Annotated in this window: 10 protein-coding genes and 1 pseudogene; 2 read left to right on the top strand and 9 right to left on the bottom strand. The window is 63.2% G+C overall.

From position 1 onward, the window contains the following. Positions 1 to 640 precede the first annotated feature (640 nt). Positions 641 to 2,827, bottom strand: a complete 2,187-nt coding sequence (locus HMPREF2635_RS13785) for a 3-hydroxyacyl-CoA dehydrogenase/enoyl-CoA hydratase family protein (protein ID WP_070517168.1) — start codon at positions 2,825 to 2,827, stop codon at positions 641 to 643. Next, complete coding sequence (locus tag HMPREF2635_RS05340; RefSeq protein ID WP_070517170.1) at positions 2,828 to 3,988, bottom strand: acetyl-CoA C-acyltransferase; 1,161 nt, start codon at positions 3,986 to 3,988, stop codon at positions 2,828 to 2,830. Between the two features lie 308 nt (positions 3,989 to 4,296). On the opposite strand from HMPREF2635_RS05340, the gene HMPREF2635_RS05335 reads away from it, so the two are divergent. Together HMPREF2635_RS05335 and HMPREF2635_RS05330 are read left to right on the top strand one after the other, a co-directional pair. Continuing rightward, positions 4,297 to 5,460: an NRAMP family divalent metal transporter gene (locus tag HMPREF2635_RS05335; protein ID WP_141745908.1), complete on the top strand. Its 1,164-nt coding sequence runs from the start codon at positions 4,297 to 4,299 to the stop codon at positions 5,458 to 5,460. Beyond that, entirely contained in the window at positions 5,451 to 6,230 is a 780-nt protein-coding gene (locus HMPREF2635_RS05330) for a putative hydro-lyase (protein ID WP_369799716.1), read from the top strand. The genes HMPREF2635_RS05335 and HMPREF2635_RS05330 overlap by 10 nt, the downstream gene beginning before the upstream one ends. 448 nt (positions 6,231 to 6,678) lie before the next feature. Here the strand turns inward: HMPREF2635_RS05330 and HMPREF2635_RS05325 are convergent, their stop codons facing one another. From HMPREF2635_RS05325 to HMPREF2635_RS05295, 7 genes and pseudogenes are all read right to left on the bottom strand, one after another. After that, entirely contained in the window at positions 6,679 to 7,278 is a 600-nt protein-coding gene (locus HMPREF2635_RS05325) for a GntR family transcriptional regulator (protein WP_046649182.1), read from the bottom strand. A gap of 22 nt (positions 7,279 to 7,300) precedes the next feature. Beyond that, positions 7,301 to 9,097, bottom strand: coding sequence for an acetyl/propionyl/methylcrotonyl-CoA carboxylase subunit alpha (locus tag HMPREF2635_RS05320; RefSeq protein WP_070517174.1), 1,797 nt, complete (start codon positions 9,095 to 9,097; stop codon positions 7,301 to 7,303). 24 nt (positions 9,098 to 9,121) lie between these two features. Further along, a complete protein-coding gene (locus HMPREF2635_RS05315) occupies positions 9,122 to 10,669 on the bottom strand; it encodes a 5-oxoprolinase subunit B/C family protein (protein ID WP_070517176.1) in 1,548 nt (515 codons plus the stop codon). After that, positions 10,669 to 11,430 (bottom strand): 5-oxoprolinase subunit PxpA, encoded by a 762-nt coding sequence (locus tag HMPREF2635_RS05310; RefSeq protein ID WP_070517178.1) that lies wholly within the window; start codon positions 11,428 to 11,430, stop codon positions 10,669 to 10,671. Before HMPREF2635_RS05310 ends, HMPREF2635_RS05315 begins: the two co-directional genes overlap by 1 nt. A 194-nt stretch (positions 11,431 to 11,624) precedes the next feature. Then, positions 11,625 to 12,188: a hypothetical protein gene (locus tag HMPREF2635_RS05305; RefSeq protein WP_070509519.1), complete on the bottom strand. Its 564-nt coding sequence runs from the start codon at positions 12,186 to 12,188 to the stop codon at positions 11,625 to 11,627. Between the two features lie 266 nt (positions 12,189 to 12,454). Continuing rightward, the gene (locus HMPREF2635_RS13625) at positions 12,455 to 13,150 is read right to left on the bottom strand and encodes a hypothetical protein (RefSeq protein WP_070517180.1); all 696 of its coding nucleotides are present in this window, start codon (positions 13,148 to 13,150) and stop codon (positions 12,455 to 12,457) included. A 247-nt stretch (positions 13,151 to 13,397) separates the two neighbouring features. Beyond that, a pseudogene (locus HMPREF2635_RS05295) lies at positions 13,398 to 13,599 on the bottom strand (hypothetical protein); the annotation flags it as partial.

Below are 13,599 nucleotides of genomic sequence, written 5' to 3'. Positions count from 1 at the left end.
ATGCCCTGGTGCATGGGTGATCCGGGCGGTCAGCCCGGCCGCGTCGACATGGGAGGCAACCAGTTGGCGGAACCGGTCGTAGCTGTAGTGACGCTGGCCCGGCTGGGCCAGCGTTGTGGTGTAGCGAGCCCACAATACTTACAATGTTAGCTTCACACGTCTTGTGCGTGCTTTGACGACCGCGTCAAAGTCAATCGGGACGAACGTGCCTTGCCCGCTACTGCGCTTATCTACGAAAATCGCGTCCAACTCGTTATTGATGGGCATGTGAAATATGACGGAATCACCTACGGCAAACCGGTGGATGAGGTCATCCGGGCGGAGCGGCAGCGTGAAAAGCACATCCAGAATCTAGGCTTTGTTGTCTTGCCGTATTCCCCGAGCGAATTGCTTTATGAAAGACCACGAGTGGTCAGTGAGGTGCGGGCAGCGCTCAAGGCTGTGAGGTCGCACCGTAGCGCATAGTGGTGGGGTGGAAAGCGAGCCTCATCAAGCACCGCCGAGTTTAGATGGTCCTTCTACTTTGGTTTCTTAGTGCTGATAAGGGACCATCTCCACACCAAAACCCCATACAAATGGTCCCTTTGCTGAGTAAAGGGGACCAGAGTAAGGGGACCATTTGCGATGAGGGTGGCGCAGGCTAGTTGTTGAGCGGCTTGCGGGTCGCGGCCATGTGCTTGGCGCGCTCCACGTTGGCGGGCAGGAGGACCAGCGGTACGTCGTACTCCACCTCGCGGTCGCAGAACTCGGTGAAGCTCAGCGAGCCGGAGCCGGTGTACATCTCGGCGAGCTTGGCCACGATGACGTGGTCATTCTCGGTGGTGCCCTCGATAGGCCAATCGCGGTCGAGGGCGGGGGAGCCGGAGTACATCTCAATCTCCTCATCGGCCGGCGGGGTGTAGGAGCCGGCCAGGGTGGCGGCCTCCTCCATAGCGCGGGCGAGGACGTGGTCGTAGGACATGAGCACGACATCATCCGAGGACAAAAAGCCAGCCTTCTGTGCCTCGAAAGCAGACGAGAAGTTGCGGGCGGACGCGATGAAATCGAAGGCCTTCTGGTGATAGTCTTCGACACCGGCCGCCTTGAGGCGCTCCAGCGAGGAGATGGTGCCGGTCCAGCCGGGGTAGAGGCCCACGGTGCGCTCCGGGAAGCCAAGGCGGGTATCGGCGTGGGCCACGATGCGGTCGCAGGCCAGAGCGGTTTCGAAGCCGCCGCCCAGAGCGACGCCACGCACAGCGGCCACGACCGGAACCGGGGCGAACTTAAGGGCGCGTAGGGTGGTCGAGCCGTCCGAAAGGAGGGATTCGACGAGCGAGGCATCGCCGGACTCACCAGCGGAAGCGATGGAAGCGAGGTCTGCGCCCGCGCAGAAAACCGGCTTGTCATTACCAATAACCAGCGCGACGAGGTTCTCCGAGGTCACGGCGCCCAGAGCGGCACGGATGACTTCGAGGGCGGGCGTTGGCAGGGAGTTCATCGGGGTGTGTAGGTCGATGATGCCGATGCGGCCAGCCGGGGTGGAGACCGCGTGGACAGCGCCCGCCTCCTGAGACACGATGGTCTCCGCATCCAGAGAAGCCAGGGTGACAACACCCTCGCGCGGCGCGAGTTCCTGACGTTCTCCCTGAGAAGAGAGCACCGAGCCCTTGCCGTAAAAACCGCCCGCCGAAGCCGCGGCGGAGACCAAGGCCGGGACGTTGGAGCCGTAGGCGGAGGCAACCCAGTCGATGCCGATGGCGTCGGCAAGCGCGAAGATGCCCTTCTTCCAGCCGAAACCAAGAGTAAGGCCCTCGTCGATGAGGCCCACGTGGTCCGCAATGTCAGGTGCGACCTCGCAGCAGTACGCCAGCGTGTCGAGGAAGACGGCGCGGGCAAAACGGCCGCCGGGGGAATCGGTCTCCATGACCTCGCGCGGATCTTTGAGGCCCACGACAGGATCGGTGGGCTGAGTGCGGGGTACGTATTCGTAGGAGGCGTTGATGACCTCGTCACGGCCGCGATAGAAGCCACCGTCACCGGTGCGGCCGGTCAGACCGCGGGAAACGAGGCCCTCGATGAAGGAGTCATCGCCGAGGGGGACGTCGAGAAGCGGATCGCCCGCCGGCAGGGCCGTCTCCAAAGACGTCCAAATGGGCTTGACCAGCTGGAGGCCAATGTAATCGAGCAGCCCGAAAATTCCGGTGCGGGGGATGCCGAAGGCGCGGCCGAAGGCAGCGTCGGCGAGCTCGTAGCTCACGTCGAACTCGCGGGCGCGGGCCACGCCGGCGGCCATCCAGTAGCAGCCCACGCGGTTGGCAATGAAGCCCGGGGTATCGCGGCATTCGAGCGCAATCTTGCCCAGGGTTTGCTCGATGGTTGTGCGCAGCGCGGTCTCCGTGGCTCCGGACGCGATGAGCTCCACCAGGCGCATGACCTTCGGCGGGTTAAAGAAGTGCGTGATGGCGAACTTATCGCGGCGGGTCTCCGGTACGCCCTCAAGCAGGGAGGCCAGCGGCAGGGTTGAGGTATTCGAACTCAACAGAGCATCCGCGGACAAATGAGGCTCGATGGCCTGATAGAGCGAGTGCTTGGCGCCCAGGTCTTCGAAGATGGCCTCGATGACCCACTCGCGGTCCTCCAGCAGGGCGTAGTCATCGCTGGCGCGAACACGCTCGGCAAATTCCGGCAGGTGGAAGCCCTTGCGCTTGAGCTGGATCTCGACGCCCTTCTGGGCACCCTCCGCATCCTGGTCCAGCAGCACGACGTCCATGCCCGCGGACGCGCAGAGCGCGGCAATACCGGAACCCATAGAACCCGCGCCGATGACGGCTACCTTGGTGATGCTCATTTACTTCGCTCCATTCTCAATAATCATGGCGATTCCCTGACCGCCGCCGATGCACATGGTGACCAGGCCATAGCGCTTGCTCTGGCGGCGCAGCGCATAAGCCAGCTTGGTCAGCAGGATGATGCCCGTGGCGCCAACCGGGTGGCCGTGCGCGACGGCACCGCCGTAGATACTCGTCTTGGCCGGGTCGAAGCCCAGCTGGTCCTGCACGGCGATGGCCTGGGCGGCGAAGGCCTCGTTGGATTCGATGAGGTCGATATCGTCTAGGCTCAGGCCGGCCTTCTCTAAAGCCTTAGGCACCGCGGCGACCGGGCCAATGCCCATGCGCGTCGGGTCCACGCCCGCGACGGACCAGGACACAATCTTCGCCAGCGGGTCCAGGCCACGCTTGGTCACTTCCTCCGCGGTGGCCAGCACGGCGGCCGCTGCGCCATCGTTGATGCCGGAGGCGTTGCCGGCAGTGACGGTTCCGTCCTTAACAAAGACAGGCTTGAGCTTCGCCAGCTTCTCGACGTCCGTCTCCCGCACCCCCTCATCAAAGTCCAGCTCGCCGACGGGGACGATTTCTTCCGTGTGGACGCCTTCCGTGCGAGCCTTCGCGGCGCGCTCCTGGGATTCGGCGGCGAATTCGTCCTGGCGCTCGCGGGTAATGTTGTTATCCGCGGCGACGTTTTCTGCGGTCACGCCCATATGCCCAGTGCCGAAAGGGCAGGAAAGCGCGCCGGTGAGCCAGTCGTAGAGTTTGCCGTCACCCATGCGCTTGCCAAAGCGCGCGCCTTCGACGGAGTAGGGGGCGTTGCTCATCGATTCCGCGCCGACGGCGAGCGCTACGGAGCCGTCGCCAGACTGCAGGAGCTGGGCCGCGCTGATGACCGCCTGGACGCCGGAGCCGCAGAGGCGGTTGACTCCCATGGCGGTGGAGGAGTCTGGCATGCCCACGTTCTTGGCAATCGCCCGGGAGAGGTAGAAGTCCTTTGGAACCACTGGCATGACGTTGGAGGCCACGGCGGTATCGAGGTCTGCTCCGGTAAGACCCGAACGCTCAATAGCTGCTTCGGCGGCCAGAGAGCCAAGTTCGGTGAGGGAGAGGCGCGCGAGGCTGCCGCCAAATTTGCCGATGGGCAGGCGTGCAGCCCCGGCGATGTAGATGTCCTGGGGCATGGGTTCCTCCGTTGATGAATACGAATGACGATTAGTTAACTTAGTATCCTAGGTCACCTTTTGGAGGCGCGCAACGGTGTGCGGTCAGGGTGTGTGGGCCGCTGCAATTTTGGCGAGGGTGTAACGTGCGCCACCCCCGCGCTGTTTACAGATTGTTGAACAACCCCTATGCTTTCACCAACGTTTAATGCGACCTTCGTCACGAAAGGTGCCCAACAATGAGTTCGGAACCCACCAACCCCTCCGCTTCCCGGGAAGCCGCCCACAACGCGCCGACAGAGGTGCAGCCTCCCAAGGGCATCGGCGCCATGGCCGGCGCCATGTTCCTCATGGCTACCTCCGCCATCGGCCCCGGCTTTTTGACCCAAACTTCCGTCTTCACCGTCCAGATGGGCGCGGCCTTCGCCTTCGCCATTGCGCTGTCGATCATCGTCGACATCGCCATTCAGCTGAACGTGTGGCGCGTGCTTGCCATCTCCGGTATGCGTGCCAACGAGCTGGGCAACACCGTTCTGCCTGGCCTCGGATGGTTCCTCGCCATCCTGGTCTTCATCGGCGGCATGGTTTTTAATATCGGCAATATCGCCGGCTCCGGCTTGGGCCTGAACGCCATGCTCGGCATCGATGCCCGCATCGGCGGCCTCATCGCTTCCGCCATCGCCATCTTCATCTTCCTGTCCAAGCGTGCAGGCGTAGCACTCGACCGTATCGTCGCCGCGCTGGGCGCCATCATGATTCTGCTCATGCTCTACGTGGCGATTGTTTCCCAGCCGCCGGTGGGCGAAGCCCTGAAGAACACCGTCATGCCGGAGAGCGTCGATTTCTTCGTCATCACCACCCTCATCGGCGGTACGGTGGGCGGCTACATCACCTTCGCCGGTGCGCACCGTCTCATCGACTCCGGCCTCTCGGGCCCGGAGAACGTCAACGCGATTACCAAGACCTCCGTTCTCGGCATCATCGTCACCGGCATCATGCGCGTGCTGCTCTTCCTCGCGGTCCTCGGCGTTGTGTCTACTGGTGTTGCGCTCTCTGAGGACAACACGGCCGCCGATGCTTTCCGCCACGCCGCCGGCGAGTTCGGCCTCCGCGCCTTCGGCGTCGTCCTCTTCGCCGCAGGTCTGTCCTCCGTTATCGGTGCCTCCTACACCTCCATCACTTTCGTGACCACCCAGAAGGTCAGCCCGCGCACCCGCAACTTCCTGACCGTCGGGTTCATCGTGGTCTGCGCCATCCTCTACGGCATTCTCAACTCCGCGCCGCAGAAGCTCCTCATCTTCGCGGGCGCCTTCAACGGCATCATCCTGCCTATCGCCTTCGCCATGATCATGTGGGTCGCGTTCAAGCGCCACGACCTCACCCACGGTGTCAAGCAACCGATGTGGCTCCTCATCGCTGGCGTGTTAGCGCTCGTGCTGGAAATCTTCATCGGCATCAAATCCATCTCCGGAATCGTTAACCTATGGGCATGATGCAGACCCCATCAGAGGTACGCGCCTTTGCCCGCGCACACGACATGACCACCACCGCCGGCCACGCCCGCGGCTTCATGCAGGCCAACCTCATCGCGCTGCCGAGCGAGTACGCTTTTGATTTCCTCCTCTTCGCTCAGCGCAATCCCAAGCCGTGCCCCATCGTGGGCGTGCTGGAGGCCGGGCAGTTCACCTCTGACCTCATCCCGGGCGGGGACATCCGCACCGACATCCCGGCCTACAACATCTACGAGGACGGCCAGCTTACGCAGACGCTTGACGACGCTTCCCCGTTCTACTCCGACGACATCGTCTCCTTCCTCATCGGTTGTTCCTTCACCTTTGAGAATGCGCTCGTGGAAAACGGCATTTCCATCGCTCACATTGACCAGGGGCGCAATGTACCGATGTATCGCACCACGATTCCCTGCGCGCCGGCCGGCGTCTTTTCGGGGCCCATGGTGGTCTCCATGCGCCCGATTCCTGCGAGCCAGGTTTCCGATGCCGTCCGCATCACCTCCCGCTACCCGGGCGTCCATGGCGCCCCGGTTCACGTGGGTGACCCAGCGGCCATCGGCATCGAGGACTTGTCGCAGCCCGATTTCGGCGAAGCCGTCGACATTCCCGAGGGCACCATCCCGGTCTTTTGGGCGTGCGGCGTGACCCCGCAGGCCATCGTGATGAACTCGCGTCCCAGCCTGGCCATTACGCATGCCCCGGGCAAGATGCTCGTCACCGATATCCCAGACCGCGATTTCCTCATCCCTTAGTTACTGCCGCAGCGGCTGGAGTGCTTTCCGGTCTCGTCATTCTGCTCCACGCCGCGGCACTACCTTCCGTGACTAGACGCCTCACACTAATCGCGGCGCACCGCCGACTACGGCGCCGAGTACGCTGCCGCGTGGCTCGTCACCAGATGGCATCTCACAAAAGGCATCCCGCAGATGGCATCCGCCAAAAGGTGTCTTTGGGGCTAAAAACGCCATGTGTGCAACCCAAAAGGCGTTTTTAGGCGTGAAAACGCCTTTTGACTGACGCCTTTTAGAAGATGCCATTTGCGAACTGCCCCCATGGCCGCTCATTAGCTGTTTGCGCAAGCGAAAACGGTCCCGCGGGCGAAAAAGGCCCGTAAACGCAGGGTAGGCCCGCGGGCGAAGCTGGATCCGCGGGCGAAGAAGTACCTGCAAACGCTGGCGGTCCTGTGTCGCGGAGGCGCAGTTAAAGGACCCGGAGAATCGATTCCATCGCGCGCATCAAGTCCGCGCGGCAGGCATCGGCGGCGGCTTCACGTTCGCCTTGCGCGATGAGGTGGGCCAAGTCGATGTTGGCTTGGACGTGATTATCGTGAATCTGCGGGTAGCGCTCCAGCGTCAACAAGAAGGTCAAGCGCATGCGCGCCAGCAGGTGCGACATGGAGCGGTCCAGCGTCGGCGAGCCCAAGCCAGCGACCAACTGCCGGTGGAAGCGCTGGTTGATGAGGGGGCGGGGTGCGTCGGAAAGCACGGCGGATTCGGTCAGCCGCACCAGCTCGCCTGGGTCTTCGAAGGTGGCATAGCGCGCCGCGGCCGGCTCGATGGCAGCGCGCGCAAAGTACAGATCGCGCACGAAATCGGCATCCGGGGTGGCAATGAACACGCCCCTGTGCGGGATGCGCTCCACGATGCGCTCGGAAGCGAGCATGGCGAAAGACTCCCGCAAGGTGTTGCGGGAGCATTCGAAGCGCTCGGCGGCGCGGACCTCGCTGAGCTGATGTCCGGGCATGTACTCGCCCTCGGAGATGGCGGCGCGAAGCGCGGAGGCGACGGAATCTGCAAGCATGCGACTTACAGTAGCCCGCCGCTTAAGAAATCGTGGCGATCACCGCGCCCGGTTCCAGCCTGGATCCTTCTTTCGCCACGCGGCTCAGCTTTCCGGCGGACGGGGCCTTGACCGCGGATTCCATCTTCATGGCCTCAATCGTGGCGATGGCCTGGCCTTCCTCGACGGCCTCGCCGTCCGCCACGTTCCACGCCACGAGGTTGGCCTCGTAGGGGCAGGTCACTTCGTTACCGTTGGCGCTGGCACCGGAGGCCGCGCTTGCCGACGCCCCCTTCACCGGCCCCTGCGACAACATATCGGTGGGGAAGCCCACGCTGACCAGCTTGCCGTCGATCTCCAGCGCCACGCGGGTGCGCTGCGCGTAGATGGCCTCGACGGGGACCGTTGTGCTCGTGGCCTCCGCGGAAGGGCGGTAGTTGTGGTCGAGCCAGTCGGTGTAAATGCCGGCCGCGGCATCGGCGTCGCCATGGTCCACGAGGACCTGGGAGGAGACCATATCGCGGTGGAAGGGCAGCACGGTGCGTACACCTTCGATGTCGAATTCCTTCAACGCCTGCTGCGCGCGCTTCAGCGCGATCTCCCGGGTCGGGCCCCAGACCAGGAGCTTGGCCACGAGCGAGTCATAGTAGGGCGGGACGATGGAACCGGAGCGCACGCCCGAATCCACGCGGATGCCAGGACCCGTCGGCGGCTCGAAGCGCACGATGGTGCCGGGGCACGGCGCGAAGCCGTTGAGGATGTCCTCGGCGTTAATGCGGAATTCGAAGGCGTGGCCATCGGACACAGGGTCCGATGCGTCTGAAGTTTGCGCTTCAGACGAGGAAGAGGAATCAGACGGGGAATCGGACGCGAAGGAGAGGGGTTCGCCGGAGGCGATGCGGAACTGCTCCGCAATGATGTCCACGCCCGTGACCATCTCGGTCACCGGGTGCTCCACCTGCACGCGGGTATTGACCTCGAGGAAGGAGATCGTGCCATCCTCGGAGACGATGTACTCGACGGTGCCGGCACCGGTGTAGCCGACCTTCGCGCAGATGGCGCGGGCGCCTTCGTGGATGCCGGTGCGCTGCTCGTCGCTAAGCGCAGGCGCCGGGGCCTCCTCGATGAGCTTCTGGAAGCGGCGCTGCGTGGAGCAATCGCGGGTGCCTAGCACGGCGACGTTGCCGTGCGTATCGGCCAGAATCTGCGCCTCCACGTGGCGCGGGTGAGTGAGGAACTTCTCCACGTAACATTCCGCACGCCCGAAAGCCTCCTTGGCCTCGCGGCCGGCGGAGTTGAAGGCGGCCTCGATGTCCTCGAGGTTCTCCACCACCTTGAGGCCGCGTCCGCCGCCGCCATAAGCCGCCTTGATGGCGATGGGCAGGCCGTGCTCCTCAGCGAAGGCGCGGGCCTCCTGCCAGTCATCGATGGGATCGGAGGTACCCGGTGCCAGCGGAGCGCCGACCTCCTCGGCCACGCGGCGCGCGGCAATCTTGTCACCGAGCAGCTCGATGGACTCCGGCGACGGGCCAATCCATGTCAGGCCGGCCTCCGCCACGGTGCGGGCAAAGTCGGCGTTCTCCGAGAGGAAGCCGTAACCGGGGTGGATGGCGTCAGCACCGGCGCGCACGGCGATATCGAGGAGCGCCGGGATGTTCATGTAGGTATCCGCCGCGGAGTTGCCGGGAAGCGCATAAGCTTCGTCAACCACCTGGGTGTGCAGGGCGCCGGCATCGGCTTCGGAGTAAATCGCGATGGAGCGGATGCCCAGGTCACGCGCGGTGCGGGCAATACGGACGGCGATCTCGCCGCGGTTAGCAATAAGGACTGCAGAGATCATGGGTGGGTGTTCCTTTACTAGTGGTTAAGCGAGTTCAAAGCGGACCGTCGCCCCCGGCGGGAGCTGCGCGGCAATATCAATATCTTCTTCAAGGACAGTGGCGATGACCGGGTAGCCGCCGGTCACGGCGTGATCGCGGAGGAAAATCACGGGCTCGCCACTCGGCGGGACCTGGACCGAACCGGCAACCATGCCCTCCGAGGGCAGCTCGCCCTCGCGGGCGCGGCTCAATTCCACGGATCCCTCCGGGCCGACCAGGCGAACGCCCACGCGGTTGGATTGCGCGGTCACAGCCCACTCCGTGGCCAGGAATGCTTCCAGGCTCTCGGGAGTGAACCAGTCATCGCGCGGGCCGAGCACGCAACGCAGCACGCCCTCGGTCTGTCCGTGCGCGCCTTCGCGAACGCGCATCGGGTTGCTCAGCTGGGCATCGGTCATCGCGGTGGAGCGGGGGAGGACACCTATGACATCGCCCAGCCGCACCGGCTGCGGCCCCAACCCAGAGAGCACGTCCGTCGAGGCAGAGCCCAGCTCCGCATCCGCCACGATGCCGCCGCGGATAGCGATGTAGTTGCGCAGACCCACCGTCGCGGGATCCACGGTCACCGTTGAGCCAGCGGTGACGAGCACCGGGCGCGCGAGGTGCACCGGCATATCGTCCAGCAGGACGCGGGATTGGGCGCCAGTGACGCACACGACGGCGTCGGTCAGCGCGTGCAGGCGAATGCCGCCGATATTCTCTAACACGGTGGCTCCGCGCGGATTGCCCACCGCGACATTGGCCGTGGCGGCCGCTGCCAGGTCGGCCGCACCCGAGGGCGTGACCCCCAAGTTGCCGCGGCCAGGGCGGCCCTGATCCTGATAGAGCGTCAGCAAGCCCGCATCGAGGACCTCCAAGCGCGGCAGGCGTGCCGGTGTGCGGCGGCCGAAAGGAGTGGTGGACACCACCTCTGGCAGTGAGCTCACCGCACGGTAGCGTACGCGGTCACCGGGCTGAACCAGCGCTGGCGGGTGGGCATCGGATTCCCACATCGGGGTCGAGGTGGTGCCCAGCAGCTGCCAGCCGCCGGGGGAGACGCGCGGGTAGACAGCGGAGAAACCGCCAGCAATACCCACGGCACCCGCCGGCACCGCGGTGCGCGGGGTGGCGCGGCGCTCGATGTTGAAGTTCTGCGCCGGGTCAGCCGGGGTGCAATAGGTAAAGCCGGGCGCGAAGCCGCCGAAGGCGGCGAGCCATTCGGTGGATGTGTGCCAGTCAATGAGGCCTTCGCGCGACATACCCATCAACTCGGCGGCCTCGTCGAGGTCCTCGCCGTCATAGAGAACGTCGATCTCCACAAAGCGCGGATCCTCGCCCGCCTGCGCCGTGGGGTGGAAGTCCTGGAGCTTCTCAGCGGCAGCTGCAGCAGAATTCGGCGTGGCAAAGGTCAACAGCAGGGTGGTGGCAGCAGCAATCGCGTCGACTTGGTCCTTGAGCGGATTAGCGTCGAGGGCCGCATGCCACGCCATGACCTGGGACAAGTCCTCCAGCTCCACGAGCAGCGCGCGCGTTCCTACGGGGTGAATATGCATCAGATGGCGCTCCGAATCTCAATCCCGCGCGCCTGCAGCTCCTTGACTACACCGCGCAGCAGTTGTACCGCGCCGGGCGAGTCACCGTGCGTGCACACCGACTGGGCGTCCACGTTGAGCACGGAGCCGTCGACGGCGGTGATGGATCCGGTCTCAGCGACTTCGAGCACGCGCTTGACGACGTCCCCCTCATCACCCATCACCGCATTCGCCTCTCGCCGTGAGACGAGCGTGCCATCGGGGTTGTAGTTGCGGTCAGCGAAGGCCTCACGGATGACGGTGAGTCCTTTCTTCTCGGCGATGTCAACGGCGATGCCGCCGGGTAGCAGCATGACGGGGAGATCTCCGAAGGCCTTAATGCCGTCGATAACTGCGTGGGCCTGGGCCTCGTGGTGGACGATGGTGTTGTACATCGCGCCGTGCGGCTTGACGTAGACCACGCGGGTTCCGTTGGCCTGGGCTAAGGCTTGGAGGGCACCGATTTGGTAGGTGACTTCGTCGGCAAGCTCGGCAGGATCGTAATCGATGAAGCGGCGCCCGAAGGCTGCTGGGTCGTTATAGCCCACGTGCGCGCCGACGGTGACGCCTGCTTCTGCGGCCGCCTTGAGGGTGCCCGCGATGGAGTGCGGATCGCCGGCGTGGAAGCCGGTGGCGACGTTGGCGGAGGAGACGAGCTGGAGCATCGCGGCGTCATCGGCCACGGGGTTGCCGGCGGTGGTTTCGCCGAGGTCAGCGTTGAGGTCTATGTGCAGCGTGCTCATGACAGGAGGACACCTCTTCTATAGTTCTCGAATTGTTGAACAATCTATGGGTGCCTAGTGTAGTCCGCATCACGTCAGTTTGTGAAGTGTGTCCCGCAACTGCGTTGTGGGGGTAAGTGAAAGCGCCCCCGTGCCACAGGTTCTGTGGCGCGGAGGCGCTGGTATTAGGTGCCTGTGCAACAGGCGTTAAAGACTTAGAGCTTCAGGGCGTTCTTGACGAACGGGAAGGCAGCTGCGATGACGGCGAGAACGCCGGCAACGATAGCAGCGATGCCGAGCGGGGTCGGCTTGTTGTCCTCGGAAGAGAGCTCATCCTTAACGGAGCTCTTCTTGTCCTTATTCTTGTCCTTGTCCTGCTCGTTCTTGTCCTTGTCCTTGTCTTCGTCCTCGACAGGTGCAGGATCCTGGCGCTCGCCGTCGACGATATCGAAGTCGACCTTGCCCGGGCCGCCCTGGGAAGCGCCCCAATCGCCGAGGTCGATCGATTCGGAGTCGCACACTGCTGCGCCTTCCTTGGCCATTTGGAAGACATCGAAGCGGCTCAACGTGAGCTCTGCATTGTCGGTGGCCTGCCAGGCGAACTCGCTCACCTTCTTGAAGGTGTGGTCCTTGCCGTCAATTTTGACGGTGAACTCAGCCTTCGGGGTACCGCAGTTGGTAGTGGTGGCAGCTTCCTCAGCAGAGGCGACGGTGGTGCCAGCGAATACGAGAGAGCCAGTCAGGGTTGCGGCGAGCAGGCCGCGGGAGAAGTTATTCATGTTGTCTCCAGTAGAGATGAAATAGAAGTGAAAAATAGTGAATCGGAAAGGTTTTAGAACCAATCAGATAACCGGTATCGGCTGAGGTAAGAGTGTAGGTCGCTCGTGCAGCGGATGTCGCAGCTTTGAATATAAATTTGACTATTTTTAATCTGCCCCTTAGCTAACGGGTGTTTTCCGGACATCGAAAACACCCCCAATCACTTGAACGAAGTGATTGGGGGTGACTAGTCAACGCCGAAGAAATGGCGTTTTAGTGCTTCAGGTTAGAACGGAAGCTTGATGCCCAGTGCGCGTGCAGCATTCGGGACGATTGCAGCCAGTGCGCCAAGGACGCCAATGACGATTGCTGCGATGCCCAGGTCGGTCGGCTTGCCGTCCTCGGAGGACAGTGCATTCTTGATGCCATCAAAGGAGCTCTTGTCCTTGTTTTTGTCCTTGTCGCCCTCGGACTCGTCACCGTCGCCGTTTTCGGAGTCTTCGTCGTCGCCGTTGTCAGCGTCGTCGCCGCCGTCGCCGCCCTCAGACTCGTCGTCGTTGTCAGCGTCATCGTCGCCGCCCTCGGACTCGTCGTCGTTGTCGGCGTCATCGTCGCCACCGGTGTTGCCGTCTGACTCATCGTCGCCGTCGGTCTCGTCATTGTCGGAACCGCCGCCATCGTTGCCGGTGCCCCAGTCGTCGATATCGATAGATTCAGCATCGCATACGTCTTCGCCATCCTTAGCCAGGTCGAAGATATCGGCGCGGCTTAGCTCAACCTTTTCATCGTCGGTGGCCTGCCACAGGAATTCGCTGACCTTCTTGAAGGTGTGCTCCTTGCCATCAACGGTGGCAGTGAACTCGGCCTTCGGGGAGCCGCAGTTGGTGGTGGCAGCTTCCTCAGCAGAGGCGGCGGTGGCCCCAGCGAATGCGAGTGAACTGGTCAGGGTTGCGGCAAGCAGGCCGCGAGAGAAGTTAGACATAAGTACTCCGAGAATAGGTAGTAGGTGAAAGGGTGATGGAAAGTGGAATGAATCATTCCGTTAACCGGTACCGGTTGGGTTCGGAGTGTAACCCAGATCCCACGCCTGCGGCTGATGTAAGACGAAAAACCTTTGGTTTTCGGGAGTACTCCCCATGAACACACAAAGGCACCCCCAATCCACGCGATGGTGGTGGGGGTGCCTTGTGTGCTTAACGACGTCCCTTAGGACGTTCAAGCTTCAGTGATTAGAACGGAAGCTTGATGTTCAGAGCCTGAGCAGCGGCCGGAACAGCAGCAGCAATTGCGCCAAGGACGCCGAGGACGATGGCGGCGATGCCCAGATCGGTCGGCTTGCCTTCCTCGGAAGACAGCTTGGCCTTAATGTCGTCGAAGGAGCTCTTCTCCTTGTTCTCCTCCGGCTTCTTGCCGTCACCAGGGTTCGTGCCC

The sequence above is a fragment of the Corynebacterium sp. HMSC035E02 genome (assembly GCF_001836065.1).
In the GTDB taxonomy this organism is placed as follows: domain Bacteria; phylum Actinomycetota; class Actinomycetes; order Mycobacteriales; family Mycobacteriaceae; genus Corynebacterium; species Corynebacterium hiratae.
This window is presented reverse-complemented; position numbering and strand designations above follow the sequence as displayed.